At 67.7% G+C, this 24,868-nt stretch carries 27 protein-coding genes; 7 read left to right on the top strand and 20 right to left on the bottom strand.

Annotated elements, in window-relative coordinates; genetic code table 11:
* Nucleotides 1-239: 239 nt before the first annotated feature.
* Complete coding sequence (locus PU704_RS15305) at nt 240-593, top strand: hypothetical protein (RefSeq protein ID WP_277551938.1); 354 nt, start codon at nt 240-242, stop codon at nt 591-593.
* Between the two features lie 195 nt (nt 594-788).
* On the opposite strand, the gene PU704_RS15300 is transcribed toward PU704_RS15305, so the two are convergent.
* From PU704_RS15300 to PU704_RS15285, 4 genes are all read right to left on the bottom strand, one after another.
* Complete coding sequence (locus PU704_RS15300) at nt 789-1,271, bottom strand: hypothetical protein (RefSeq protein ID WP_277551937.1); 483 nt, start codon at nt 1,269-1,271, stop codon at nt 789-791.
* Nucleotides 1,258-1,536, bottom strand: a complete 279-nt coding sequence (locus tag PU704_RS15295) for a hypothetical protein (protein WP_277551936.1) — start codon at nt 1,534-1,536, stop codon at nt 1,258-1,260. The genes PU704_RS15300 and PU704_RS15295 overlap by 14 nt, the downstream gene beginning before the upstream one ends.
* A gap of 367 nt (nt 1,537-1,903) precedes the next feature.
* A complete protein-coding gene (locus PU704_RS15290) occupies nt 1,904-2,992 on the bottom strand; it encodes a glutamate--cysteine ligase (protein WP_277551935.1) in 1,089 nt (362 codons plus the stop codon).
* A gap of 152 nt (nt 2,993-3,144) precedes the next feature.
* Entirely contained in the window at nt 3,145-3,390 is a 246-nt protein-coding gene (locus PU704_RS15285; RefSeq protein WP_277551934.1) for a hypothetical protein, read from the bottom strand.
* Between the two features lie 433 nt (nt 3,391-3,823).
* Between PU704_RS15285 and PU704_RS15280 the strand changes: the two genes are divergently transcribed.
* Entirely contained in the window at nt 3,824-4,210 is a 387-nt protein-coding gene (locus tag PU704_RS15280) for a hypothetical protein (protein ID WP_277551933.1), read from the top strand.
* Nucleotides 4,207-4,905, top strand: coding sequence for an RES domain-containing protein (locus PU704_RS15275; RefSeq protein WP_277551932.1), 699 nt, complete (start codon nt 4,207-4,209; stop codon nt 4,903-4,905). Before PU704_RS15280 ends, PU704_RS15275 begins: the two co-directional genes overlap by 4 nt.
* A 329-nt stretch (nt 4,906-5,234) precedes the next feature.
* Here PU704_RS15275 and PU704_RS15270 read toward each other — a convergent pair whose 3' ends face one another.
* Both PU704_RS15270 and PU704_RS15265 read right to left on the bottom strand, forming a co-directional pair.
* Nucleotides 5,235-6,473 (bottom strand): ABC transporter permease, encoded by a 1,239-nt coding sequence (locus tag PU704_RS15270; protein WP_277551931.1) that lies wholly within the window; start codon nt 6,471-6,473, stop codon nt 5,235-5,237.
* On the bottom strand, nt 6,473-7,426 hold the full coding sequence (locus tag PU704_RS15265; RefSeq protein ID WP_277551930.1) for an ABC transporter ATP-binding protein: 954 nt from the start codon (nt 7,424-7,426) through the stop codon (nt 6,473-6,475). The genes PU704_RS15270 and PU704_RS15265 overlap by 1 nt, the downstream gene beginning before the upstream one ends.
* A gap of 416 nt (nt 7,427-7,842) precedes the next feature.
* Here PU704_RS15265 and PU704_RS15260 point away from each other — a divergent pair, with 416 nt between their 5' ends.
* Nucleotides 7,843-8,976: an excalibur calcium-binding domain-containing protein gene (locus PU704_RS15260; protein WP_277551929.1), complete on the top strand. Its 1,134-nt coding sequence runs from the start codon at nt 7,843-7,845 to the stop codon at nt 8,974-8,976.
* Between the two features lie 134 nt (nt 8,977-9,110).
* Here the strand turns inward: PU704_RS15260 and PU704_RS15255 are convergent, their stop codons facing one another.
* Nucleotides 9,111-9,305 carry a hypothetical protein gene (locus tag PU704_RS15255; RefSeq protein WP_277551928.1) on the bottom strand — a complete coding sequence of 65 codons (195 nt, stop codon included), beginning with the start codon at nt 9,303-9,305 and terminating at the stop codon, nt 9,111-9,113.
* Nucleotides 9,306-10,018: 713 nt separating this feature from the next.
* Between PU704_RS15255 and PU704_RS15250 the strand changes: the two genes are divergently transcribed.
* Entirely contained in the window at nt 10,019-10,492 is a 474-nt protein-coding gene (locus PU704_RS15250; protein WP_277551927.1) for a cupin domain-containing protein, read from the top strand.
* 111 nt (nt 10,493-10,603) lie between these two features.
* Here the strand turns inward: PU704_RS15250 and PU704_RS15245 are convergent, their stop codons facing one another.
* The 5 genes from PU704_RS15245 to PU704_RS15225 all read right to left on the bottom strand — a co-directional run bounded on the left by PU704_RS15245 (nt 10,604) and on the right by PU704_RS15225 (nt 15,369).
* Nucleotides 10,604-10,993: a heavy metal-responsive transcriptional regulator gene (locus PU704_RS15245; protein ID WP_136341574.1), complete on the bottom strand. Its 390-nt coding sequence runs from the start codon at nt 10,991-10,993 to the stop codon at nt 10,604-10,606.
* Between the two features lie 115 nt (nt 10,994-11,108).
* Entirely contained in the window at nt 11,109-12,410 is a 1,302-nt protein-coding gene (locus tag PU704_RS15240) for an FAD-dependent oxidoreductase (RefSeq protein ID WP_465261031.1), read from the bottom strand.
* Between the two features lie 204 nt (nt 12,411-12,614).
* Nucleotides 12,615-14,057, bottom strand: a complete 1,443-nt coding sequence (gene merA, locus PU704_RS15235; RefSeq protein WP_277551925.1) for a mercury(II) reductase — start codon at nt 14,055-14,057, stop codon at nt 12,615-12,617.
* A gap of 320 nt (nt 14,058-14,377) precedes the next feature.
* Nucleotides 14,378-15,022 carry a cation efflux transmembrane domain-containing protein gene (locus PU704_RS15230; RefSeq protein ID WP_136341545.1) on the bottom strand — a complete coding sequence of 215 codons (645 nt, stop codon included), beginning with the start codon at nt 15,020-15,022 and terminating at the stop codon, nt 14,378-14,380.
* Nucleotides 15,022-15,369: an ArsR/SmtB family transcription factor gene (locus PU704_RS15225; protein WP_136341546.1), complete on the bottom strand. Its 348-nt coding sequence runs from the start codon at nt 15,367-15,369 to the stop codon at nt 15,022-15,024. Before PU704_RS15225 ends, PU704_RS15230 begins: the two co-directional genes overlap by 1 nt.
* Nucleotides 15,370-15,561: 192 nt before the next feature.
* Between PU704_RS15225 and PU704_RS15220 the strand changes: the two genes are divergently transcribed.
* On the top strand, nt 15,562-16,296 hold the full coding sequence (locus PU704_RS15220) for a ZIP family metal transporter (RefSeq protein ID WP_136341547.1): 735 nt from the start codon (nt 15,562-15,564) through the stop codon (nt 16,294-16,296).
* Nucleotides 16,297-16,465: 169 nt separating this feature from the next.
* The gene (locus PU704_RS15215; RefSeq protein WP_136341548.1) at nt 16,466-17,083 is read left to right on the top strand and encodes a class I SAM-dependent methyltransferase; all 618 of its coding nucleotides are present in this window, start codon (nt 16,466-16,468) and stop codon (nt 17,081-17,083) included.
* Nucleotides 17,084-17,204: 121 nt separating this feature from the next.
* Here PU704_RS15215 and PU704_RS15210 read toward each other — a convergent pair whose 3' ends face one another.
* The 8 genes from PU704_RS15210 to PU704_RS15175 all read right to left on the bottom strand — a co-directional run bounded on the left by PU704_RS15210 (nt 17,205) and on the right by PU704_RS15175 (nt 24,475).
* Nucleotides 17,205-18,728 carry a multicopper oxidase family protein gene (locus PU704_RS15210; protein ID WP_277551924.1) on the bottom strand — a complete coding sequence of 508 codons (1,524 nt, stop codon included), beginning with the start codon at nt 18,726-18,728 and terminating at the stop codon, nt 17,205-17,207.
* The gene (locus PU704_RS15205) at nt 18,725-18,991 is read right to left on the bottom strand and encodes an SHOCT domain-containing protein (protein WP_144836537.1); all 267 of its coding nucleotides are present in this window, start codon (nt 18,989-18,991) and stop codon (nt 18,725-18,727) included. The genes PU704_RS15210 and PU704_RS15205 overlap by 4 nt, the downstream gene beginning before the upstream one ends.
* A gap of 115 nt (nt 18,992-19,106) precedes the next feature.
* A complete protein-coding gene (locus PU704_RS15200) occupies nt 19,107-19,457 on the bottom strand; it encodes a HoxN/HupN/NixA family nickel/cobalt transporter (RefSeq protein WP_136340785.1) in 351 nt (116 codons plus the stop codon).
* A 74-nt stretch (nt 19,458-19,531) separates the two neighbouring features.
* On the bottom strand, nt 19,532-20,467 hold the full coding sequence (gene cysK / locus PU704_RS15195; RefSeq protein WP_277551923.1) for a cysteine synthase A: 936 nt from the start codon (nt 20,465-20,467) through the stop codon (nt 19,532-19,534).
* Between the two features lie 176 nt (nt 20,468-20,643).
* Nucleotides 20,644-21,393 carry a cytochrome c biogenesis CcdA family protein gene (locus PU704_RS15190; RefSeq protein ID WP_109269467.1) on the bottom strand — a complete coding sequence of 250 codons (750 nt, stop codon included), beginning with the start codon at nt 21,391-21,393 and terminating at the stop codon, nt 20,644-20,646.
* Between the two features lie 71 nt (nt 21,394-21,464).
* Nucleotides 21,465-22,349 carry a F510_1955 family glycosylhydrolase gene (locus PU704_RS15185; RefSeq protein WP_277551922.1) on the bottom strand — a complete coding sequence of 295 codons (885 nt, stop codon included), beginning with the start codon at nt 22,347-22,349 and terminating at the stop codon, nt 21,465-21,467.
* Between the two features lie 786 nt (nt 22,350-23,135).
* Entirely contained in the window at nt 23,136-24,089 is a 954-nt protein-coding gene (locus PU704_RS15180) for a M56 family metallopeptidase (protein ID WP_277551921.1), read from the bottom strand.
* A gap of 8 nt (nt 24,090-24,097) precedes the next feature.
* Nucleotides 24,098-24,475 carry a BlaI/MecI/CopY family transcriptional regulator gene (locus PU704_RS15175; protein WP_277551920.1) on the bottom strand — a complete coding sequence of 126 codons (378 nt, stop codon included), beginning with the start codon at nt 24,473-24,475 and terminating at the stop codon, nt 24,098-24,100.
* Nucleotides 24,476-24,868 lie beyond the last annotated feature (393 nt).

Here is a 24,868-nt window from a genome sequence, read left to right as displayed (position 1 = left end):
CGGTGAAGGGACCGGAGGCTTTATCCCGGAGCCGGTCCACAGCCACCGGCGAAAGCTCACAGCACTGTCGCGCCGCCCCGCGGCGCGCCCGCATCCGCGGGCTGGTCGTCGGCGGTGGGGGAGTGGTGCTTGAATACGTGTGAACATGTTCATGTCGTGGAAGGGGTGGAATGGCACCGCGGAAGAGTGCGACCAAGACCGAAGCACGGGAGCGGGCCCGTCGGGCGGCCGCGGAATCGATGGCCCGAGAGCAGCGCTTGTTGGCATGGGGTGAGGAGTTCTTCCTCGCCCAGGGCGAGTCCGAACAGATCATGGAGAGCGCCGAGCAGCGCATCGCGGAGATTCGTGCCAAGGCCGAGCAGGAGGCTGCTCGAGCCAGCGCGTCACAGGCGCGCGTGGTCGCCGCCATGAAGGAGGAGCGGATCGGACTCACCGAGATCGCTCAACGGCTGGAGCTTTCAGTCAGTGAGGTCCGCGCCCTCCTCAAGGGTTCCCTTGCTCCCAGGTCATCCGATGCCACCGACGATTCCACTGGCATCGACGTGGCTGATGAATCCGATCAGACGGCGCCACAAGCATCGGTGAGTGTGTGACTTCGATGCGGTGGAACCCTTGTACCTCGCGTAGGGCTCCCTCCTGATTCAAGATCGCGTCGTTGAAGCCGTGAGCTTGAGTCCAGAGCGCACACAGCCCCGTCCTCTCGTGGCCGCTCGTGCGGTAGGCCACCGCCAACAGTGACGCGGGGCTGGAGGGCGGCCCGAGCCGGGTGTGGGTCGGAGCGGAACGCGCTAGAAGAGGGTGGGGTGGTCGGGATCGATGCCGTGCACGAGCTCGCGCACCAGGCCCTCGTCCCAACCGTGGGTTTTGAGTTCCTCGCGCAGCTGGCGAGAGCGGGTCGCGCGCTCGGCCCTCGACAGCCGGCGCCACCGCGCAGCGGTGGCCGAGGGCATCCGGCCCTTCATCGCCCGGTCGGCCATATTTTCCGACCGTGTCCCCAGCAGCAGGTGCGTGGAGGGCTCCAGGGTGGCGTGCACGCACAGCGGGACGTCGCACCAGTGCAGCGCGGTCAGGCCGTCGATCGCGGCCAGCCCGCCATGCACGGTGGCCAGGGAGAAGCGGTGGGCGGCGACGGCTCGTTGACCGCCTACGGTGTTGATCCAGAAGCGGCCGTAGCCGTCGTCACTGATCGCCCCGAGCCACAGCCAGCACGAGTCGGCGTGGGGACCTTTGAGGACGTGGGAGTAGAAGCGGGCAACATCATCGGCTTGCACGGGCCACCTCCACCCGATGGACGATCAGCAGCATCCACGCGGTGATCAGCCCGGCGATCACATGGGCTCGCCAGGTGAAGTCGAGGACCAGGGTGAAGCCCCACACGATCCACAGGTAAGGGATCAGTGCCGCGGCACCGGCCAGGTGATGACGTACCAGGGGCGGCATCGGGATGATGCGCAGGAACCAGTAAGCGGCTCCGTGCCAGATGCGGTATCCGAGGCGGACCCAGAACAAGGTGTAGGGGATGAGGACGCGCAGCATACGATTCCTCCCTCCCGGTGGCCATCGGTCACTTCTGTCGTGGGCCCGTGTCGCGCCCCGTCGATGATGGACGCGGAGCCCGCACAGTGGGACATCCATCGTCTTGGCTTCGATCCTAGAGATCTCCTGCGACGTGGAGAGTCCCTCGACCGCCCCCGCCCTGAACTGTTGCCGCCACCGACCACGGTGGTTTCACCGCGCACCCTGATCCGGAGGTTGGTGCGCGCGCGCCTCCACCCAGGACCTGGACCGGCTGGCCTGCCTGATGGTCCCTCTTGATGTGAGCGTCATCGGTTCGTCAGCAGGTGCGAGCGAGACTTGGGAAGGGGACTCAAGCTCCGATTCAGTGTCGGTTCGCGCCTGAGGATCACTGGGGTGCGGCGGCCAGTGCCGCGTGGATAATTCCGGTAAGGCCTTGGCCGGAGTGATGGGTTTGGCGTTGGTGGTGGGCTCCGGTGCCTTCTCGCAGAATGGTGGTGAGCACGGTCTGCACCGTGTCGTGTTCGCCGTATTCGGTGAGCACCGGGTGCAGGTGTTCCAGCAGGTGGCTCACCACGTCTCCGGCGGGGGCGGGAGTGCCGGTGTGTGGGTTGACCAGGTAGCTCTCCAGCCCGCAGCGGCTGGCCTGCCACATCCACGCCCGCAGCACACCGGCGGACACCGGGGGAGGCGGGTGTCCTGCCCGCCAGCGGCGGGCGCTGGTCTCGGCCAGGGCCCGCACCAGGGTCGCGAGCACCGCGGCGTGCTCAGGCTCCCAGCAGACATCAGCCACTCGGATTTCCACGGTGGGGTGATGTGCGCTCAGACGGGCGTCGAAGTAGAGCATGCCCGCGTCCAGCAGTGCCCGGGAGGCCAGCAGCTGCTGGCAGTGGCGGTCGTAGTCGGCCGCCGAGCCGAAGATCTCGTTCGGCCCGGCAGCCGGCCACCGGTTCATGAGCTGGTACCGGTAGCTGTGGAAGCCGGTGTCGGCCCCGTTCCAGAACGGGGAGTTGCTGCTGATCGCCAGCAGGCTCGGCAACCAGATCCGGATCCGGTCCAGAATCGCGACGCCTTCTTCGCGGGAGTCGATCTGGACGTGGACGTGGAAACCACCGGTCAGTTGCTGGCGGGCGGTGATTCCGCCCCAGGCCGCGATCTGTTCGAAACGGTGATCAGCGACCAGGTGGGTGGTGGCCGGGGCCGGTGCGGTGGCCAGCGCCACCACCCGCCCGCCGACTTCTCGGGCGGCGGTATCGGCCAGGGTGCGCCCGGTGCGGATGGTGGCCAGTTGCTCGTCCAGAGTGGTGCACGGGGGGTTGATGACTTCCAGTTGTTCTTGCTGGAACTCCGCGCTGAGCCGGTGCCCGGTGGCGGTGGGCTCCTCGTGGTGATCCACCACGTACTGCCCGACCGGCATCAGCTGCAGGGAGGACGACTCGATCAGCAGGAGCTCTTCTTCGACACCGAAACTGCGCACGACACTGATGCTCTCACCTCACGGACCCGCCCCGACACCGGCAGGTGTGCTGAGCGCCCCGCGGTGCAGGCCCGCCGCCTGGGGCTCGCGCCACGTGGTGGCGCCCCGCCCTGCCTCTGGGCGGAGAACCCCAGGGGCAGGAACGTGAGGGATTACTCCGGGTTGTCCACGGACACCGGGTTGTCCTCGTCCGGGTCCGCGTCAGCGGCCTGCTCCTCCTCGGTGCCGGGTTCTTCATGGGACGGCTCGCTCAAGCGGTGTTCGACGGCCTGCTGGAACTTCTCGGCCGTGTCCGCATCGACCAGCCCATCCGATGTGGTGGCGTCCGAGGTGGGTCGGTCCTGTGGGTTCTCGTCATCCGGTGTGGAGGTACCGGGGTCATGGTTGGTGGAGTTCATCGATCGCTTTCCGTTGTGGCGGGCAGTTCTACACCCCCTGGCCGGAACAGCACCGGAGCACTTGGGGGCTGGCGAGGGATGTTCTTCTGGTGCTGGGGCACCGCGGCGGGGCTGGCTACCGTGAGCGGCCCGGTTCACCGTTCGGGGTAGGGGAGGGCCATGGATCTTGCCCATTCCGGGTGCTCCCCGTCGAGCGTCCCTGGTGTCGTTCCTACCGTGCTCGCACCTGTGGTCACAAGGACCGCGGCCGCACCGTTCCGAACCCAACCCCTACCGGGTGTGGCACCCGACCGAGCGGCCCCATCGCATTTGTCCCGCCGCGCCGGCGGTGCAGAGAGGGACGAGAGGTGTCGCTGGGGGTGGTATTTGATAGGGGATTGTGCTGGGGATTTGGCGAGGAAGGGGGCATCATGGAGGTATGTCCACTGCTCCCATGGCACCGCGTACCGGTCTTCAGGCCCACGTTGATTCGCAACGGTGGTCCATTCCGCAGGTCGTCGAAGGATTGCGTGAGATCCTGGGTGCGCGCCTGGTGGCCTACCTCGGGGGTGTGAAAGAGACCCGTGCGGTTCGGGAGTGGGTCGACGGCACACGGGAGCCCGGCTCCGAGGCCGTCAAACAGCGGCTGCGCGATGCCTACTACATCGCCGCCCTGCTGGCCGAACGCGAAGCCCCCGGGGTGGTCCAGGCCTGGTTCACCGGCATGAATCCGCAACTGGGCGACCGCGCCCCAGCCCGGCTGCTGCGGGAAGGCGACCCGGAGCGCACGGTGCCCGAGGTCACCGCCGCGGCCCGGGCCTTCGTCGCCTCGGCGCGATGACGGTGGGCCTGGCTATCACCGACGCCCCGCAGGAACCGGTGTTCAGAGTCGGGTACCGCCCCGAGCCGCTGGCCTGGAGTGGCTGGGAACACGCCACCGATGGGCGCTTCCACGGCCGCTGGGACGACCCTCACGGGACGTTCCGCACCTTGTACCTGGGCGAGTCCCTGCTGGCGTGCCTGCTCGAGGTCCTGGCCTTCGCACGTAAGGACAAGCACCTGGCCGCGGCCCTGACGGAGATCGACGAAGACCCCCAGGACGCCCGGGCGTATCCCACCACGACCCCAGGGACCCTGGATCCGGCATGGTTGGAGCCCCGCTGCGCCGCCTCCGCCGTGCTGAGCGGTCGGTACTGCCGGGTGAGTGCGGCCAAGACCGTCGCCGCCCTTTACCCCCGGTTCGTCGGCGACGCGCTGGACGCCGGCTACGACGACTTCGACGCCGGGCTGCTCAAGAACGCCGGAGCCCGATCCATCACCCAATCCGTCTCCGCCCACCTGTACCTCCAGGAAGGCATCGACGGCATCCAGTTCGCCTCCCGCCACGGCGACGAACTGGACCTGTGGTGCCTCTACGAGCAGCCCCACGACTCGCGGATCAGCTCACACCTGCTCAAGCTCGAGGAGTTCGACCTGAGCCCGGACACCCCGCAGCTCCAGCAGGCACTCACCATGCTCGGACTGCGCTGGGCATAGACGGCACAGATTGCATAGACACGCCTTACGCGGACACGGCATCGACGGACGCCCGTAGGCAGGGTGGGACGAGTCGTTGCATCAGATGCGACAACTCCCCTCTGACCGTTGTCCGATAACTGGTATTATGTAAAGTCATCAGGACAAAGTGTCCTGATGCTCAGCGTTCACGGGCTGAGCAGAACCTGCACAGCGGCGCCCACGGACCTCGGCTGGACCCGCCCACAGGCAAGTCAGATCAACGAAACCTGATTGCGCGGCAGTCCCGAGTGATCTAGCAATCCGCTGAGCCGTTGGCCGTCCACCAGCCAGGAAGGCGGCTATGGGCGTTAATTCTTTGCCGTAGCCGGGCGCCGGCGCCCCAGCACAGCTCGGGGGTTGAGCTTGTCGGTGTAGGCGATGGAGCCGTAGCGGAACAGCTGCACCGCGACCCTCAGCACCAGCACCCCGAACACGAACAGCTCGGTGAGCACGATCCCGGCGGTGAGCGGGTCGAGGGTGCCGAAGCCGTTGCGCAGCATCGCGGTCACCGGTGCGGTGAGCGGGAAGAACGTGAAGACTTGGACGATCAGCGCATCGGGGTCGGAGATGATGAGGCTGATGGCGTAGAACGGGATGAACATCGCGAAGATCAGCGGCCCGAAGATCACCCCGGCGTCCTTGGCGGTGGGCATGATCGCCCCGATCGCCACCAGCACCCCGGTGAACAGCACGAACCCACCGATCAGCAGCGCCACCGCCACGGCCATGGTCCCCGCATCCAACGGGAGCTGGCTCAGGTCGAGGTCGGGGATGTTCATTCGGTCGCGGAAGAAGATGTAGCCGATCACCACCGGGGCCAGCAGCACCAAGATCTGCACCGCCCCCACGGCGAAGACCGCCAGGATCTTGCCCATCACCAGGGTGGTGGGGTTGACGGTGGTGAGGATCATCTCGGTGACCCGGTTCTCCTTCTCCTCCAGGGTGGAGTTGAGCATCTGGTTCGAGAGCATCACGATCACCAGGAAGAACACCACCAGCAGCCCCAACGGGGCGATCGCTTCGCTGAACCCGCCGGTGACCTCCCCGTCCCGGAAGATCGTGGACTCCACGCTGAGCTCGCCGGCCGCGGCCGCGGCCAGCCCCGGGTCCCCTATCTGGGCCTGGGCGGCGGTGGTCAGCAGGGACTCGGCCACCGCCTCATAGGTCCCGTTGTCGAAGAGCCCCCGGTCCGCCCCGGTCACCTCGATCGGCTCCGCAGACGGATCGACCGGGTAGGCGAAGTAGGCGTCCAGCTCCCCGGCCTTCACCGCCTCGATCGCCGCAGCGGGGGCGGTGGCAACTTCGCCACCGTAGGCGGTAGCCAACTCGTCCGGGATCGTCCCGGAGGCGTCCGTGTAGGCGAAGGAGATGTCCGCCTCGGCCTGGGCGTCTGCGGAGTCGCTGATTGAGGAGTTGGAGGTGAACGACAGGGCGAAGATGATCGCGATGACCACCGGCACCGCCAGGACCGCGATCCAGAACCCTCGCTTGCGCACGGTCCGGATGAACTCGAACCCGACGACAGTGGAGAGATTGTGCTGCGCCATCAGGCCCCCACCCCCACGCTCTCGGGCTGGGTAGCGTCCTCGAGGCTGTCGGCGCCGTAGACCCGGATGAAGACCTCCTCCAGCGACGTGCGGGCGGTGGTGAACCCGGACACCGGCACCCCGGCGCCCACCAGCTCGGTGAGCACCGTGGTCTCATCGGCACCCGGCGCCGGGGCGAGCTCGGACACCTGCCCCTCCCCCACTGGCTGGCTGCTCACGACGGTGTAGTGGTGTGAGGCTGGTACCACACCGGTGTGAGTGACCCGGTAGGTGGTGCCGCCGAACTGCTCCTGCACGTCTCGGACGGTGCCGTAGGCGTGGGAGGTGCCGTCCTTGAGCAGGATCACCCGGCCACAGAGCCTCTCGACCTCTTCCATCTGGTGGGTCACCATCACCACCGTCGCCCCGGCCTTTTGCTGGTCTTCGATGATGTCCATCAGCAACCGCCGATTAACCGGATCAAAGCCCTTGGTCGGCTCGTCCAGGATCAGCAGTTCCGGGGTGTTCATGATTGTCACCCCCAGCTGTACCTTCTGCTGCTGGCCCCCAGAAAGCTTGTCCAACCGCACTTGGGCCTTGTCTGCCAGCCCGACCCGTTCGAGGTACTCCAGTGACCAGGACCTGGCCTTGGTCTTGTCGAGGCCTTTGAGGCGGCCGAAGTAGGCCATGGTCTCGAGCACCGGCTCCTTCTTGTACAGCCCCCGCTCCTCCGGCAGGTACCCGAGCCGGGCACCGTCGGCGGGCTCGAAGGTCTTGCCGTTGATGTGCAGGACCCCGGCCGTGGGCTGATAGATCCCCAACAGAGCTCGCAGGGTCGTGGTCTTCCCGGACCCGTTGGAGCCGAGGAACCCGAAGGTCTCCCCCGCGTGCACGTCGAAAGACAGGTCGTTGATGACGGTGGTGTTCCCGAAGGTCATCCGGAAATCGTCGATGTGGACCAGCGGCTCACTCATGGTGTTCTCTTTCGCATACGTCCAGCCTACGGAGGCGCTGCCCACCGTCGCCGGAGCCCTGTCTCCGGCGCCTCGAGGGAATGCTGGTGGCGCGACCTTGCCGCCCGCGATGCCTCGGAGCCCTCTCCCTGCTCGGTCGTCTGCACCAGCGATGGTGGGGGCGTCCCTTCGCTCCGGGACACCGCACTCTCGCCCGGTGACCCTCAGCTGGCCTCCTCCCACCGATAGCTGGCGACGGCAGGCCGTTACAGGGCCGCACGAGAGCCTGTGGTGGTGACGTTCTGCGGCTGGACCGTCACATCCGCGGCCTGTTCGCTTTGGTGACCGGCCGGTAGGAAGATGAGAGACGCCTCGATCCCCCGTGCCGGGTACCTCCGTGATCCCCGAGATGACCCGGCCCCTCCCCCAGGAGCGACATGCCCCTCTTCCTCTCCGCCTCCCGCCGCGCCCGCGGCCGCACCGCCGCGGCCTGGACCTCGGCGGCCATGGCCCTGGCCCTGCTCACCGGCTGCACCAGCGCCCCGGCCGACCCCGGTGGCAGTCCCGCCACCGCTGCGAGCACGGCCTCGTCCTCTCCCACGGCTTCCAGCGCGTCTGCGGAGCCCGCGACCACTCCGGCTCAGAGCCCGGCCGCGCCCGCGGCCGCCTCTTCCGAGGCTTTGACGGCGCTCAATGGGCTGAAGGTCGCCGCCCGGGGCACCATGTCCGACTACGACCGTGATCGTCTGTTCGGTGGGTGGATCGACGCTGACGGCGACTGCGAGGACACCCGCCAGGAAATCCTCCACCGCGACCTCGACGACGTCGTCTCCGCCGACGGGTGCAAGGTCGACTCCGGGGTGCTGAACCCGGACCCCTACACCGACACCACGATCAACTTCGTGCGCGGACCGGCCACCTCCTCCGACGTGCAGATTGACCACGTGGTGTCGCTCGGCAACGCCTGGATCACCGGGGCCCGCAACCTCTCACAGGACCAGCGCGTGGAGCTGGCCAATGACCCGTTGAACCTGCTGGCGGTGGACGGGCCGACCAACCAGGCGAAGTCCGACAAGCCCGCCGATCAGTGGTTGCCACCGAACGTGGACTTCCGCTGCGAGTTCGTCGCCATCCAGATCGCAGTGAAGGCCAAGTACGAGCTGTGGGTCACCGTCCCGGAGAAGACCGCCATGACCGAGGTCCTCGCCGACTGCGAGGGCCAGGAGCTCCCGACCGCCGCGGTCCTCACCGACATCGACGCCAACGCCCCGGCCCCGGTCGTGGAGGCGCCCGAGCCGGCACCCGCCCCGGTGCGAAAGGCCCCTGAGCCGGCCCCGGTGGTGCCCGAGCCGGTCGTGCCCGAGCCCGCCCCGGTGGCACCGGCCCCGGTCGCTCCCGCTCCGAAGCCCGAGCCGGTGCCCGCAGCGCCAGCTGCTCCGGCCGGCCCGGCCGGCGGGTTCGCCAACTGTTCTGCGGCCAAGGCCGCTGGTGCGGCTCCGCTCTACGCCGGGTCCCCGGGCTACGCCCCGAAGCTCGACCGTGATGGCGACGGCGTGGCCTGCGAGAGCTGATCCCCCATCAGCACGAAGCCCCGCTTCTCCTCGTCCCGGCAGGGAACAGGAGGGCGGGGCTTCGCCGTGTCACCGGCCGGTACTCAGGAACTCCAGGAATCCCCGGGCTGCTTGGGTCGGCCAGCGGTGAACGCCTAGCGCACCGCGGACTGCTGTCGTTCGAGCGGGGCGGTCTCGGCGTCGGCGATCACCGTGACGAACGCCTTGGTGTCCTCCACCAGCGAGGTGATCTTCTCGGGGTTGTCCACTGCCCAGGTGTAGGCGGTGGCGTAGTCGACAGGCTGGCCAGCAGCCACCACGACACCGACTTCGGTAATCTCCACGGACACGGGTGCGCTCCTCTGCTGCGGTGAACTGCTGGGAGCTCAAGCGTAGTTGGCTCACTGGCACCGGCCCGGGGCGCCGCGCGCTGAGCCGAGGCGGACCTACGTCCCTCGAACCAGTGACGGCGACGGCATGACCGGAGCGACTCGCCTAGCGATGATCGGCGCACATACGACGATCCGCACAACTTGGTCACCTCGTCCGGGCACATGTTTCCAAGAAGGGCCTCGCTCTGCCATTTCCGCGGGTGTTCATGTACGGGAAGCAGAACGACGATCTGTCTTACCTGGGACACCTGACCGAACACGCGGTGGAACTGGCCGAGATCCCGCACAGCACCCACTTCCCGATGCACTCCAAAGGCACCGACGAACTCAGGCGCTCCTCACTTGCGGTAGCTCCCGGATCCGCCGGTAGCCGGTGGCCCCCCGACACGCCCAGGTCATCTAGCCTGACCTCGCCGCTCCATGACCGGACCCCTCTGGAGCTGATCCCCGGTGATCGAGGAGCACATTCGTGGGCTTGTCACCGGCCTTGGGCACCCGACCGAGTGGTCATCGGCAAGCTGATGTAAGTCCGGGTGCCTCGGACCGGCGACGAGAAGATCACCGACACTGTGTGTTCACTCCCCACCACCGGGCGCCGCGGGGACAAGTGGATCGGCGTCGGACGGTTCTCCACCCTGGTGATCCTCCGGGGAGAGGTACAGAATGCGGTCATGGACATCACCGACAACGGGCCGAAGCCGAACGCGTTCGATATCGAGAGCGCTACGACGGAGAACGCTGACTACCGCCGCGTCGCCTGGACGGGCAAGCACCTGCAGGTGACGCTCATGTCGATCGAGCCCGGCGGAGCGATTGGTCTCGAGGTGCATCACGGCACCGACCAGTTCCTGCGCATCGACGCAGGCAAGGGTCGCGCGAAGATGGGGCCCTCGAAGGACGATCTCTCGTTCCAGCAAGACGTCGAGGACGGCTGGAGCATCCAAGTGCCCGCCGGCACGTGGCACGACGTGGAGAATACCGGGGACGAGCCCCTGCGCCTCTATGCGATCTACGCGCCCACGCACCACGCGCAGGGCATCGTGCAGAAGGCACCGGAAGACGCCGAGAAGGACGAGGAGCAGGGCCGCGACGAGCCGCCGCCGTGGATCGATGAGGTCGACGACCAGGGCGAAGAGACCGCCTGAGCTGCTACAACGATTACCTGACTGTCCGATAGACGGGCCATATGTAAAGCGGTGGTAGCGCTCTTCGGGTTCATCGCTGTGTTCATCCACATCTGAACATCAGGGGTGACCTCAGAGGTAGCTGCAGATCTGCTCGGCGTCGCACTGGGCGGGGTCCCCCTGGGCGGCGATCTGGTGGTAGTCGGCCACGGAGGCCCGCAGAGCGGTGAGTTCAGCGATTTGCTGATCGAGGCGGGTCAGTTGCTGGGCCAGCTGGGCGGCTACGTGGGTGCAGGGGGCCTGACCGGCGTCGCGGACCTGCAGGATCTCGCGGATCTCGGCCAGGGTGAGCCCGGCGACCTTGCTGCGGCGGATGAATTCCAGTCGGGCCACGGTCTCTGGTGGGTAGTCGCGGTATCCGTTGGGACAGCGGTGCACCGAGGGGAGTAGTCCTTGCTGCTCGTAGAACCGCAGGGCCTTGGTGGTCATGTCGGCGGCTGCGGCCGCTTCACCGATACGCACGGTGCACCTCGATCCTGGACTGATCCTTGGTCTTCCACGGTAGAGGAAGGTGCTGGCGCAGGACGCAGGGCGCTGTCTGAACCTTGCGCGACGGGGACGGCCCCGTCCCCGGTGGTCACCCGGGTTCGGTGCGGGATCGGTCGGCCTCCACGGCCTGCCAGGCCTTGCGGGCGGCGATCAGCACCGGATCCCACACCGGGGAGAACGGTGGGGCGTAGGACAGGTCGATGTTCAGCAGCTCCTCCACCGGGGTCTCGTGCCACAGCGCCACGGAAAGCACGTCGATGCGTTTGGCCGCGCCTTCCTCCCCGACGATCTGGGCTCCGAGCAGCCGTCCGGTGCCGCGTTCGGCGATGAGTTTGGTACGGATCGGTTTGGCCCCGGGGTAGTAGCCGGCCCGGGTGGTGGAGTCGACCACGGCGGTGATGGGATCGAACCCGGCCGCCTGCGCCTCAGACTCCCCGAGCCCGGTGCGTCCGACTTCGACGTCGCAGATCTTGGTCACGGCCGTGCCCAGCACTCCGGGGAAGGTGGCGTAGCCGCCGCCGAGGTTGATCCCGGCGGTACGGCCCTCCTTGTTCGCGTGCGTGCCCAGCGGCAGCGTCACGTGGCGGCGGGAGACGCGGTGGAACTTCTCCACGCAGTCCCCTCCCGCCCACACCCCCTCGATGCCGGTGCGCAGTCTGCGGTCCACCGCGACCGCCCCGCTGGACCCGAGGGGAATCCCGGCCTGGGCGGCCAGGGCCGTGTTCGGGGCCACCCCCAGACCCAGGATCACCAGATCGGTCGGGATGGTGGCTTGATCGGTCACCACCGCGGCGACCTGGCCGTTGTGGGTGTCGAAGCCGGTGACTGTCTCCTCCATCCGCACGTCCATCCCGAAGCCCTCCATTGCGGAGGCGATGAGCGCGCCCATGTCCGGGTCCAAGCCCGGCAGCGGGGCCGGGGGGCGCCCGATCACGGTGATCTGCACGCCCCATGCGGACAGGGCCTCGGCCAGCTCCAGGCCGATGTAGCCGGCCCCGACGACCACCGCCCGGCCCGGCCGTTCCCGCTCCAGCACCGCCCGCAGGGCGAGGCCGTCGTCGAGGGTCTGCACCCCGTGGATGCCCTGGGCCTCGATCCCGGGCAGCGGAGGGCGGGTCGGGGTGGCGCCGGTGGCGATCATGAGCTGATCGAATTCCTCCCAGATCTCCCGTCCCGTGGGCAGCTCGCGCACGAGCACGGCCCGCCGGTGAAGGTTGATCTCCAGGACCTCGTGCCCGATCCGGGCATCGATGCCCTGGTTGTCGCGGAACTGCTCAGGAGTGCGCGCGATCAGGGTGGTGGCGTCGGCGACGTCCTTGCCGATGAAGTACGGGATCCCGCAGGCCGAATAGGAGGTGTAGTGACCGCGTTCGAAGGCCACGATCTCCAACTGGTCCGGGGGGGACCTGGCGGCGTGCGGCTGAGGCCGCGCTCATCCCCGCAGCATCCCCACCGATGACGACCAACCGCTCAGCCATGAGCATCCCTTCCGCGTAGCGACTGTTGAATCCCGGGCCTCCGGGCGGCACCGACGATCAAGGTGTCTCGTTCGCCCCGTAGAGGGAGGGCCCGCCCCACTGTGACAGGCCGGGGTTCACGCGGCGCAGCAGGACAGTTTGGACACGTCGGTGCGGAAGGACTGGGCTGCGATCTTCAGGCCTTCGGCCATGGTCAGGTACGGGCACCATAGGGTGGCGAGCTGGTCCACCGTCATGCCCGCGGACACGACGTAGACCCCGGCCGCAGCCAGCTCCCCGGCGTCTTTGGCGACCGCGGTGATCCCGAGGATCCGCCCGGTGTTCGCCTCGGCGACGATCTTGATGAACCCACGGGTGTCGCGGTTGACCAGCGCCCTCGGCACGTATTCCAGGGGCAGGACCCGGCATTTGCACATGATGCCGGCCGCCCTCGCCTGTTTGTCGGTCATCCCCACCGCCCCCACGGCCGGGGTGGTGAAGGTGACCCTCGGCAAGTGGGTGTAGTCGACCTCTTGGCCGGTGTGGTTGAACGCGTTCTCCACCGCGGTGACCCCGTGGGCTGAAGCGACGTAGACGTACTGCGGGTGACCGGTCACGTCCCCGGCCGCCCACACCCGCCGATTGGAGGTGCCCATCCGGGTATCCACGACGATCTCCCCATGCTCACCGGTGTCCACCCCGACCGCCTCGAGGTCCAACCCGTCCGTGACCGCCCGGCGCCCGACCGCGACCATGAGCCTGGCCCCCCGCAGCGTCTCTTGCCCGCCGGGGCCTGTGGAGGTGGCGATCACTTCCCCGGTGTCCGGATCGGAGGCCACCGCCGAGACAGTGGTGCGGCGGATCACCCGGATGCCCTCCTCGGCGAACACCCCCATCAGCGTCCGGGAGACCTCCGGCTCCTCGTGGGCAGCCAGGCGGGAGCGGACGACCATGGTCACCGCCGAGCCCAAACGGGCGAAGAGCTGGGCCTGCTCCATCGCCACGTACCCGCCACCGATGATCAGCAGCGACTCGGGCACTTCCTCCAACTCCATGGCGGTGGTGGAAGTCAGATACTTCACCTGCTCCAGGCCCTCGATGTCCGGGACGATCGGGGTGGAGCCGGTGGCCACCAGGTAGTGGGCCGCCCGCACCTGTCGGCGGGCATCGTCGGCTCCGGTGACCTCAAGCGCCGGGTCCTCAGCGGTGCCGGTGAACACCGCCTCACCCGTAACCAGGTCCCAGCCGTACTCCCCGACCAGATCCACGTACTTCTCCGCACGCATCCCCTCCACCAGGGCGTCCTTGCCGGCGATCAGACCGGGCATGTCCACCGGACCTGTGGAGGCCGTGATCCCGGGATACCGGGCAGCATCCATTGTCGTGTGCCTCGCCTCGGCGGCGGCCAGCAGCGCCTTCGACGGCACGCACCCGGTGTTCACACAGGTCCCCCCGACAGTGGACCGCTCGATCATCACCACCCGCTGGCCCAGATTGGTGGCCCGGATCGCGGCGGCGAAAGCACCACCACCAGAACCGATGATCGCCAGATCCACCTCGTACGTTCCAACTTCAGGCATGACCGGCCTCCATAAGTCCGTGAGGAAAGCCCCGAGGGAGCCTTCTATGTCCTGAGGCACCCAGCCTGCACCTTGCCCTGCAGGGGAAGGTCAAGGTCTCACTGCGGAAACGTCCTACCAAAACACCCCTACCGCAACGCATAAACCCTGCAACATTTGGAGGGCGCCGTGTCACCGGAGGCATGACCTCGCCGGGGACAGCGGAGGGGCCTTGCCATTGACAGGGCCCCTCCGCTGTTGTTCGGTGCCGTCCAGTAGCAGGTGCTGCTGCCAGACCCGATGGGCGGTCTCGCCTTGTCTCTGAAGGAAGAGCGTGTTGGTCAGTCGCCGCCCTCGACGAGTTCGCCCTCCCAGGCCTCCTTGCCCTCGTGGAGAGCGAAGGCGGCGATGATGAACCCGGCCACCGGGTCCACCCACGCCGCCCCGGTCAGAGCGAAGATGATCAGCCCGGCCAGCGTGGAGACCGACAGCAGCACGCAAATCCTGGTCTCGGCGGCATCGGCCAGGATGAGGTTGTCACCCAGGGCCGTGCCGACCTTCTTCTTGGCTGCGGCCAGGATCGGCATGATGATCAGCGAAAGCACCAGGACGACGACGCTCACCGGGGATGACTCCGGGGTCTCGCCCTCGAGCAGGGACCGGATGCCCTCGTAGGTGACGTAGGCGGCGAGGATGAAAAAGGTCACCGCCACGAGCTTGAGCGTGACCCGCTCCTTGCGTTCGTCGGCCTCGCCGTGGCGCAGCCGGGCAGACAGGCGCAGAGCGACCAGCACCGCGGCGATGGACTCGATGCCCGAATCAATGCCGAAACCGACCACCGAGACCAGTCCCGCCATCAGCCCCGCGGTGACGGCCACGATGCCTTCGATGACGTTGTAGCCGACGGTGAACTGGGCCAGGCGCAGCCCGCGACGAGTGAGGGCTTCGGTCTCGGTCGGGGACAAGTCGGTGGTGGGGTTGCTCATCAGTCTTCTTCCGTGGACGTGCCGTAGGTGAGGCAGAGCGCCACCTTCGAACCGGTGGCCGCCAACAGGGTCTCGGCGGTGGCCAGCAGGTCCATCAGCTCCGGGCGGGCCAGGGCGTAAAAGGTCTGGCGACCCTCGGTGCGCCCGGCCACCAGCCCGCACTCGCGCAGGCAGGACACATGGGCCGAGACGGTGGATTGGGCTAGCCCGGTCTGCTCGACCAGGTCCCGCACCCGGGCCTCACCTTGAGCCAGACGGGCCACGATGGTCAGGCGGGTGGGGTCGGACAGGGAGTGGAACAGGGCCACGGCCGGGTCCAGGCCAGTCGCACAACTGGTTTTCGTCATTGTTCGATGTTATCGCCCAAACCTGATTGGTTCGCCCGCGACGATGTGATTCTGCTCGCCTCCGGGAAGCCATAGGGGCCGGGACATCCCGATTCCCGGCTGCCAGACTGTGCACGTCCGGACCAGCCGGTCCGGACGTGGTTGGCCCCGGACAGATCCCGCCGTCGTCGTTCAAGCCTGAAGGGGTGGCCCGTGGAAGGTTTTGTGCTGGTGTTGGCTTTGGCCGCGTTGCCGGCGGCGGGGAACTTTCTGGGCGGACTGGCCGCGGAGATGGTGGATGTCTCCGAACGGGCCTTGTCCCTGGCGCTGCATCTGGCCGCGGGCATCGTGATGGCCGTGGTCGGCCTCGAGCTGATGCCCGAAGCCCTGGGCGCCTCCCCACCGTGGGTGCCGATCCTCGCGTTCATGGGCGGCGGAGCATCCTTCATGGGCATCGAACGAGCCATCGGCTCCATCCGGCGACGCCTCGGAGCAGGAGAAGAAAGCAGCGGCCCTCTGGCGATCTTCAGCGGAGTGTCCCTGGACCTGTTCAGCGACGGGGTGATGATCGGCACCGCCACCGTCCTGAACCCGTCCCTGGGCCTGCTGCTGGCCCTGGGCCAGGTCCCGGCCGATGTCCCGGAGGGCTTCGCGGCGATCGCCACGCTGCGCCGGGCTCAGATCCCCCGGCGCGCCCGAATCCTGATGGCCCTGAGCTTCACCGCCCCGATCCTGCTCGGGGCGGCCCTGGGCTACTTCGCCCTGCGCCAGGCCCCGGAAATCCTGACCCTGTCGGTCCTGGCGGTCACCGGTGGGGCACTGACCAGCGTGGTGGTCGAGGAAATGCTCACCGAAGCCCACGAAGGCGACACCAGCGTATGGGGCCCGATCCTGCTCACCGGCGGATTCGCGCTGTTCGCCGCGATCTCCGTCTACCTCGGCTCCTGAGGCGTCGCACGCACCGATCTCCCCTCCCAAGGCGTCGGTACATGCCGAGGATGGCGCCCACTATGTTGATGATGCACATCACCCACGTGCAGCTGAGCCAACGGCCACGGCATGGTGGCACAGACACGACCTGAGATGATGGGCGGCAACGTGGGGGGAAGGAAAAAGCATGGGTTTCTACGACGACCGGGTGCTCCCACACGTCATCGACGTGGTGATGAACGCCAAGCAGATCCGAGAGATCCGACAGCGTGTGTGCTCAGGCCTGCAGGGCGAGGTGGTGGAGATCGGGTTCGGCACCGGACACAATCTGCCCTTCCTCCCGCCCGAGGTGACCCGATTGCAAGCTGTGGAGCCCTCCCAGCGCAGCATCGCCCTGGCTCAGGAACGGATCGCCGCCTCGGAGGTCCCCGTGGAGATCGTCGGCCTCGACGGGCAACACCTGCCCCTGGAGGACAACTCCGCAGATGCGGTGCTGTGCACCTGGAGCCTGTGCACCATCCCCGACCCAGAGGCGGCGGTGCGCGAGATGGCACGCGTGCTCGCACCGGGCGGGCAGTTGCACTTCGCCGAGCACGGTCGGGCACCGGAACACGGCGTCCGCCGATGGCAGGACCGTCTCAACGGCATGCAGCAGCGCATCGGTGGTGGGTGCCACCTCAACCGCGACATCCCCTCAATCATCGAAGCGGCAGGAATGAAGATCACTCGGCTGAACACCCACTACGCCGAGGGCATCCCCAAGCCATACGCGTTCATCTACGAAGGCACCGCAACGGCCAGCTAGCCCAGCCTCTGCAAGCGGCCATCCGCAGGCCGGGATCGTTCCTCCGACTCCAGGCCGCCCCGGCGCAGCCACCGGCCATTGGGGCCCTCCGCAACGAGGCCGCACTGCGGGGAGCCCGGCCTCAGCGGGCTTCGACGGTGCCCATCATGCCCTGATCCTCGTGGTCGAGGATGTGGCAGTGGTACACGGTGCGCCCGGGGAAGTCCTCGAAGGCGATGAGGACTTTCACCTCCCCGAAAGCCGGGACGTTGACCACGTCCTGCCACCTCGGTTCGGCGAGGTCGCGGTCCCCATCCTGGACGACCTGCATGGGCCACACGTGCAGGTGGACGGGGTGGTCCATGGGGCTGGAGTTGACCAGGGTCCACTCCTCCACGGTCCCGGCCGCCACCAGGGTGTCGACCCGGTCGGGGTCGAACTCCTGGCCGTTGATGGTGAAGGCCATCATGGTGGTGTCCTCCTCACCGCCTCCACCGCCCATCATCGCCCCGCCGCCACCCATGGCCCCGGCCATGCCCATGGCGAAGTCCAGGGTGTGACGGGACGTGATCGGTTCCTCGCGCAGATCTCGCAGGGCCGGGCCCTCCGGCACTGGTGTGGGCGTTTCGACGGGGTCCCCGGACACCTCGAGGGCGAGTAGCTCGATCGGTTCGTCGTTGCCGGGCTCGTTGTCGCCCATCATGGTCCCGCCCATCATGCCCTCGTCCATCATGGCGTCCATGCCACCGCGGTTCACCGGTGCGGCGACCAGGGTGGCGGAGCCCGCGGTGGTGTCCACGAGCAGTTCGATGCGGTTGCCGGGGGCGATGACCGCTTCGGTGATCTCCTCGGGGATCGGCAGGCGCCCGAGGTCGCGGCTGAGCAGCCGAACCTGCTGGCCGTCCAATTGCAGTCGGAGGTAGCGGGAGGGGCAGGCGTTGATGATCCGCCACCGCTCTCGTTCCCCGGGGGCGGCGGTGAGCTGCGGGCGGACCTGGCCGTTGACCAGGACGACCTCGCCTTCCCGGCCCATCATCTGCTGCATCGGGGAGACGTCGGCGAGGTTGCCGGAGGCGTCCAGGGTCACGTCCGAGACCACCATGACCCGCTCCCGGGTGACCGGGACCGGCTCGGGCTCCTCCACGACGATGGCGCCGTAGAGCCCGGCGGCGACCTGGTCGGCCACGTGGCCGTGGCGGTGCGGGTGGTACCAGTAGGTGCCCGGCGGGTGGTCGGCGGGCAGGGCGAACTCGTAGTCGAAGGACTCGCCCGGGTCGATGCTCACGAACGGGTTGTCGCCGTTGCCCTCCGGGGAGACGTGCAGCCCGTGCACGTGCAGATTCGTCGGGGCCTCCATCTCGTTGGTCATCGCCACCCGGATCGTGTCCCCCGGTGCCACCCGGAGGGTCGGTCCGGGCAGGGAGCCGTTGAAGGCCTGGACGGAGGCCTCCCGGCCGCCGACCTGGATCCGTGCCGGGGCGGCGGTCAGCTCCAGTTCCAGCACGCGGTCGCGGCTGGCCAGCACGTCCGGTTCGGCCAGGTCCTCACCGCCGGTGTAGCCGGGGCCGCCGGTGGTGGTCCACCACAGCCCGGCCCCGCCCACGACGGTGGCCCCTGCCCCGGCCGCGCCCAGTGCCAGCAGCTGCCGGCGGGTCAACGGGCTCACCGGCCATCCTCCTCCAGGGTCCGGAGACGTTCGCGGTACTCCTCGGTGCTCAGCTCGCCGCGGGCGTAGCGTTCCTCGAGGATCTCCCGCCCCCGGCCGGTGCCCGTGCTCGCCCCACGGCTGTGGTCGGGCCCGCCCGTGGTCGAGGACCTGCCGGTGGAGGCCTTCACCAGCACCACCACCAGTACGATCACCCCCACGAGCGTCAGCAGCCCGAAGATCCACATCAGCCCCATACCGCCCATACCGCCGCCGTTCATCATGATCGTGCTCCTTCGTCTCTCGTCGTACATGGTCAGATCGCTCGTAGTGCCTGGTCAGGTCAGTCTTGACCTCTCGGGCCCCTGGGCGTCAACAAGGGGGGGGCGGGCGGGGGCCTCACCGTCGCTGTCCTCTGGGGGACCGGAGGAGAGCCGGGGAAGGTTTGGCCGTGCGTGCGGCGGCGGTAGCCATCCAGGCCAGGGCGAAGAAGGCGATCACGGTGATCCCGAGGAAGTTCAGATCCACGGCCGTGACCGCTTCCAGAAGTCCGCCGGAGGACTGGGGCAGCTCGGCGGCCACCGAGAGCAGGCCCATCCCGCCGATCAGGAAAGCGATGAAGACGGAGACGTCGGTCACAACGATGTTGTAGTCGAGACTGCGCCGAGCATCACCGGTGGCCCGACTGTAGATCCGGTTCACGGTGATCTTCTGCTCTTGCAGGTTCTTATATGGACCCAGTAGCAGCATCGCCCCGAGGTCCCGTCAGGCACTGCATCGCCCACCGGAACCCCGGCACAGTGTGCAGAGCCGGATACGGGGCCTCAGCTGCGGATGTCCTCGTAGAGCAGGGTGGAGATGTAGCGTTCGCCGAAGTCGCACACGACCGCGACGATCAGCTTGTCCCGGTTCTCCTCCTTGGCGGCCTCCTGCAGGGCGGCCCACACGATGGCGCCCGAGGAGATCCCGCCGAGGATGCCCTCCTTGGTGCCGAGCTCGCGGGCGACCCGCACGGAGTCCTCGACGGTCACGTCGTAGACGTCGTCGTAGATCGCACGGTCGAGGTTGTCGGGGATGAAGTTCGCGCCGAGGCCCTGGATCTTGTGCGGACCGGCCTTGCCCTCGGTGAGCAGCGGCGAGTCGGCCGGCTCGACGACGACGAGGCGGATGTCCGGCTTCTGCTCGCGCAGGTAGCGGCCCGCACCCGTGATGGTGCCGCCGGTGCCCACCCCGGAGACGAAGACGTCGACCGCCCCGTCGGTGTCCTCCCAGATCTCGGGGCCCGTGGTCGCGTAGTGGATCGCCGGGTTGGCCTCGTTGGCGAACTGCTTGGCCAGCACGGCGTTCTCGGTGCTGTCCACGATCTCCTGGGCCTTCTCGACCGCCCCGCGCATGCCCTCCGCACCCGGAGTGAGCACGATCTGGGCGCCGTAGGCGCGCAGCATGACCCGGCGCTCCGTGGACATGGTCTCGGGCATGGTCAGGATGACCTTGTAGCCGCGGGCGGCGCCGACCATGGCCAGCGCGATGCCGGTGTTGCCGGAGGTGCCCTCGACGATCGTGCCGCCGGGCTTCAGCTGGCCGGACTTCTCCGCGGCGTCGACGATGGCCACGCCGATGCGGTCCTTGACGGAGTTGGCCGGGCTGTAGAACTCCAGCTTCACGGCGACGTTGCCGGGCAGGCCCTCGTCGAGCCGGTTCAGGTGGACGAGCGGGGTGCGGCCCACGATCTCGGTGACGTCGTGGTAGATCTTCGGCATGTGTGCTCCTCGGTGATAGTGCGGTGGGTTCGTGGCTGCTGACTGGACAGTGAGTGGTTGTCGAAGGATCGCTGCGGGCAGAGAACCGAGAACGTCTGGGGCGCATCGGTGCACTTCTTGAGAGGCCCGGCCACGTCCTTGCCGATCCCTGCGGTTCGTACAGCCAGACCCAGGGATCAGACGGGCGTGAGATAGGTGCCGGAAAGGTTCTGGAGCTGGTAGATCCAGCGCACCCAGATCCCGGAGACCATGAGCACTCCCACGAGGATCAGCACGGAGCCACCGGCGAGGTTAAAGGCGCGCATGTGCCGGCGGATGAACGCCAGGGTCTTGGAGACCCAGTTGATGCCCAGGGCGACCATGACGAAGGGAATGCCGAGTCCGAGGCAGTAGACGAAGGCCAGCAGCGCCCCACGCCAGGCGGTGCCAGTGGTGGTGCTCAGGGCCAGTACCGCACTGAGGGTCGGTCCCATGCACGGGGTCCAGCCCAGGCCGAAAACTACGCCCAGCAACGGAGAGCCGGCCAGGCCTCGGCGCGGCTGCCAGGAAGGCTTCGTCGTGGCCTGCAGGAAGGGCAGTCGCCCGATCAGGGCCAGGCCCATCCCGATGACGAACACGCCCAGGATGCGGATCATCACGTCCTGCCACCGCAGCAACCACCCGCCGATGGCCCCGAATGCAGCCCCGTAGAAGGTGAAGACGAGCGCGAAACCCAGGATGAACAGACCCACACCGGTCAGGACTCTGCGCCGATTACCGGGAGCAGCGGGATCAGTCAACCCCGAGACGTACCCCAGGTAGCCAGGCACCAGCGGCAGGATGCACGGGGAGATGAAGGAGACGATCCCCGCGGTCAGCGCCAAGGGGATCGCCACGAGCAACGCCCCGGACTGGACGTTCTGGGCGAAGAACTCTCCGACGCTCAGCAGAATCACCGGCCCCGCCCCTCACGGGCGGCACGGCCGCTGACACGCAGATCCTTCATCATCGGAGCTGCTTACTGTCCTGCCGGGATGGTGGTGGAGAACGTGGCCCCGGCATCGTCGGAGAACGCGATGCCCTGCTCAGTGGCCACCCAAATCTGCAACCCGTCCTCGCCGTCCGTGCTGGCGGCCACAGCGGAGGGTTGGCCGGTGGTTCCTCCGGTCGTCTCCCAGCTCTTCCCGGCGTCGCGGCTGACGTGCACGGTCCCGTCCGGGGCCACCCCCACCGCCGTGTTGGCGTCGGCGAAGGCGGTGATCAGCAACACCGGGGCGCCTTCGGGTAGCTCCCAGGTGGCCCCGCCGTCATCCGAGCGTTGCACGCCGTCTTCGGTAGTGGCCAGCACGACCGGCCCGTCCGTGGAGGCGGCGAGGTTGACCGGCTGAATCTGATCGCTGGCCTCGGTCCACTCCTGCCCGTCGGTGGTCATCCGTAGAGTGCCGTCAAAGCCGATGACGCCCTCCTCCGAGACCGTCAACGCGTGGAAGTCGGACTCGCCCTGACGGGAGAGCTCCTGCCAGGTTTGCCCGCCGTCGGTGGACTCCACCAGACCCAGCGGGTTAGGCAGATCCGAGCCCGAGCCGGGGTGCCCGGAAGCGTAATAGCGCCCGGCATCGGCGGTGGCAAAACCCATCAGGTCGTTGGTGGGCCCGATCTTCTCCGGTGACTCTCCGCTGATGTCGAACAATCCATTGTGGGTTGCCAACAACAGCTGATCGGTACCCGGGTCCAGCGCCAGGCCGTGAACGTGTCCGAACGGATTCTCCTCCCCAGACGAGGACGCAGCCTCCCCCGACTCGGTGCCCTGCTGGGTGCAGGCGGTGACGAGCAGAGCGGTCACTGCAGCCATCGCGGCGGTGCGGGTTTTTCGGCTCCCGACGATGTTGGCGTTGAGAATCATGAGGTTACTTTCCTAAAGAGGACAGGGGAACGGACTGGTCGGTCTGTCTAGACGCCTACGAAGCGAGTGCTCTCTACTCTCTGCCCGCCTATGTTGCCCGTCGTCTGTTCACGTGGCGGGGCCATGTTGGGACGGTGGGCCATCATTGCTCGGACATCCGCGCCTTGCCCGCGTTGCTGGATCCCGGCTCTTGGGGCGGGATGGCAACGACTGGGCGCCGACGACGGCTCCGTCGATGACTACGGCGGCGGCCCGCGTCGAAACCTTGGCCGCGAACACGAAAAAGGCTCCGGCTGGCTGCCATCAAGACATCTAATACTATGTGGCATAGTAGACGGTTTGAGAGACCAAGTCCAAACGTCGCCTTTGCCAACCCCACGGGCTGCATGGACCTGAACCCATGGCGCGGGCGGTCACCACAGAGCGCACCGGGACAGCGCTAGGAGCTACCGACCACCACGCGTCATCGTGGCGTTCACCAGCTCGACACGAGGGCGCACACCGCTGGCCTCACGTCTGTTGCACCTGCAACATTTTGATCCCCTCACTCCGCTTGGCGACTTCTTCATGGAGGCCATCGCCAGTCATGCGGCTGCGGTGATCACTGCTTCTCGACGGCGCGGCTATGACTCGAGGACCGGGGCGATGGGAACGGACGCTGCGCGGACGCAGACTGTGATTGACAACGGACACCGAGGCCAACGCCATCACCACCCCGACAATGGCGTTCTCCTCACCGACTCGTTCGCTACCCCCTGTACCGGGTGGTGCATCCGGCCGTGCGCTTCAGACGCTCTGGGTCAACTCCACCGGGCAGGTCTGTGCTTGGACCGTGGCAAGGGCCGGGGTTGCAGTAACAGCCACCGGCAGGGCCAGCATTGCGGTGGCCGCGACCATCGTCAGCGCCACCCGTGCCCGGTGCAGCGGGGCGGCAGGTGCCGCCAACCGGCGCACACGTACCAGTGTCGCAGTACCGCTGGCAGCCAGGGCAGAGGCGGGAGCATGTCCGGCCTCGGCCAGTCGCACCAAGGCACTGGCCACGGTGAGCCTGCTGTCATTGCCGGCGGCCGCTCGGTCGTCGGCGGCCAGTTCCACCAGCCGGCCCAGCTCCACTCGCGCCATGGCGAAGATGGGGACTCGGGGGATGGCCCGCGCCAACGCATTGGCACCGATAAGGATCAGATGGTGGTGCCCGCGCAGGTGCGCCAGTTCGTGGCGCAGCACCGCCTGACGTTGTTGTTCGTCCAGGACGCGTAGGGCTGCGGTCGTGAAGACAATGTCGCGGCGACGCCCGGGCAGACAGTAAGCGGCCGGCACCGCGTGGTCGACCACCAGCACATCGGTGGTCGGATCACGGTGGGAGACCAACGACAGGGAGCCGATGTGCTTTTTCCGGTCCCGCCGGGCAGACATCACCTCGATGGCCAGACAGTAGAGCACCCGGGCCCCGAGCACGAACGCCATCACTGCCCCTGCCGTGCTGACTGCTGCACCTCCGGGTGTGGAGTACTGGGCCCGCAGTACCATCGCGCAGGCTTGCAGGAAATCCGCCAATTCCCTGAGGGCCGGCATCACTGGTAGCGCCAGGGACACACCGGCCAGGATGACACTCACCACGATCGAGGCGGTTAGGGCTTGCCAGACCAGGATCCCCAACCGGGGCGACCGGTCGACCCAACCCCTGCCCTCCAGCAACGGACCCGCCAGGATGGCGAGCAGTGCGAAGGTGATCAGCAGCACCGGGGTTGTCACGGGGTTGTCCCGGCCGACGGCCCTGCCGCCTGGTTCAATGCCTCGCGCAGCTGGGTAAGGTCTTCGGCCGGGATCTGCTCCAGGAAGTGCAGCAGCGTGGCTCGCCGATCGTTGCCACTGGCCAGGACCTCCCCCATGTGCGCCGCAGTGTATTGCTCACGCGTGCGGGTGGGCCGGTAACGGAAGGCGCGCCCGTCGGGTTCCCTGATCAACAAGCCCTTGCGGTGGAGGGTGTCCATGACGGTCTTCACGGTCATGTAGGCCAGTTCCCGCTCCGGTTGCAGGCCGACCAGAATCTCTCGAACGGAAGCCGGAGCGGACCGCGACCACATGAGGTCCATGATCGCCGACTCCAGGTGTCCCAGATGGTGCATGGAGGTCTCCTTCCCGCGTCCAACGCCGCCGCTTCCCCACGTTTCCTATGCCCCATAGTAGGGCCCCGCCGCGAAACGGATTCTGGGCACCGGCACCCTTCTACCCAGCCCTGCAATCCCACTTTCCGGGCTTCCCGCAACATCAGCGACCGGCGTTCCGCGGCCACTGTGGGGTTCATATCGGCATTTCGGTCGTGAACGTAGCCGGAGGTGACCCGGGCAGCCGCGCGCCAGCGGTGCCCGAAGGTCACCCGAGGCACGTCGGTCTGGCGTTCACCAAGGCCGCGCCACGGACTAGACCTGCTGCGGGCTCCGGTCACTCCTGGTGCCGCCGCGTGCGGCAGAGATGGCGCAACAGCCTCGCGTCCAAGGCCATGACCGGAGAGGTGGAGG

This window comes from Kocuria oceani, assembly GCF_029524215.1.
In the GTDB taxonomy this organism is placed as follows: Bacteria; Actinomycetota; Actinomycetes; order Actinomycetales; family Micrococcaceae; genus Kocuria; species Kocuria oceani.
Note: the sequence above shows the minus strand (reverse complement) of the source record. Positions and strands in the feature narration are given on the sequence as shown.

Coding starts and splice junctions, on each gene's coding strand:
- PU704_RS15305 (WP_277551938.1), top strand. CDS start 240: ATGGCCCGAGAGCAGCGCTTGTTGGCATGGGGTGAGGAGTTCTTCCTC.
- PU704_RS15295 (WP_277551936.1), bottom strand. CDS start 1,536: ATGCTGCGCGTCCTCATCCCCTACACCTTGTTCTGGGTCCGCCTCGGA.
- PU704_RS15285 (WP_277551934.1), bottom strand. CDS start 3,390: ATGAACTCCACCAACCATGACCCCGGTACCTCCACACCGGATGACGAG.
- PU704_RS15280 (WP_277551933.1), top strand. CDS start 3,824: ATGGCACCGCGTACCGGTCTTCAGGCCCACGTTGATTCGCAACGGTGG.
- PU704_RS15275 (WP_277551932.1), top strand. CDS start 4,207: ATGACGGTGGGCCTGGCTATCACCGACGCCCCGCAGGAACCGGTGTTC.
- PU704_RS15270 (WP_277551931.1), bottom strand. CDS start 6,473: ATGGCGCAGCACAATCTCTCCACTGTCGTCGGGTTCGAGTTCATCCGG.
- PU704_RS15265 (WP_277551930.1), bottom strand. CDS start 7,426: ATGAGTGAGCCGCTGGTCCACATCGACGATTTCCGGATGACCTTCGGG.
- PU704_RS15260 (WP_277551929.1), top strand. CDS start 7,843: ATGCCCCTCTTCCTCTCCGCCTCCCGCCGCGCCCGCGGCCGCACCGCC.
- PU704_RS15250 (WP_277551927.1), top strand. CDS start 10,019: ATGGACATCACCGACAACGGGCCGAAGCCGAACGCGTTCGATATCGAG.
- merA (WP_277551925.1), bottom strand. CDS start 14,057: ATGCCTGAAGTTGGAACGTACGAGGTGGATCTGGCGATCATCGGTTCT.
- PU704_RS15230 (WP_136341545.1), bottom strand. CDS start 15,022: ATGAGCAACCCCACCACCGACTTGTCCCCGACCGAGACCGAAGCCCTC.
- PU704_RS15225 (WP_136341546.1), bottom strand. CDS start 15,369: ATGACGAAAACCAGTTGTGCGACTGGCCTGGACCCGGCCGTGGCCCTG.
- PU704_RS15215 (WP_136341548.1), top strand. CDS start 16,466: ATGGGTTTCTACGACGACCGGGTGCTCCCACACGTCATCGACGTGGTG.
- PU704_RS15205 (WP_144836537.1), bottom strand. CDS start 18,991: ATGATGAACGGCGGCGGTATGGGCGGTATGGGGCTGATGTGGATCTTC.
- PU704_RS15200 (WP_136340785.1), bottom strand. CDS start 19,457: ATGCTGCTACTGGGTCCATATAAGAACCTGCAAGAGCAGAAGATCACC.
- cysK (WP_277551923.1), bottom strand. CDS start 20,467: ATGCCGAAGATCTACCACGACGTCACCGAGATCGTGGGCCGCACCCCG.
- PU704_RS15185 (WP_277551922.1), bottom strand. CDS start 22,349: ATGATTCTCAACGCCAACATCGTCGGGAGCCGAAAAACCCGCACCGCC.
- PU704_RS15175 (WP_277551920.1), bottom strand. CDS start 24,475: ATGCACCATCTGGGACACCTGGAGTCGGCGATCATGGACCTCATGTGG.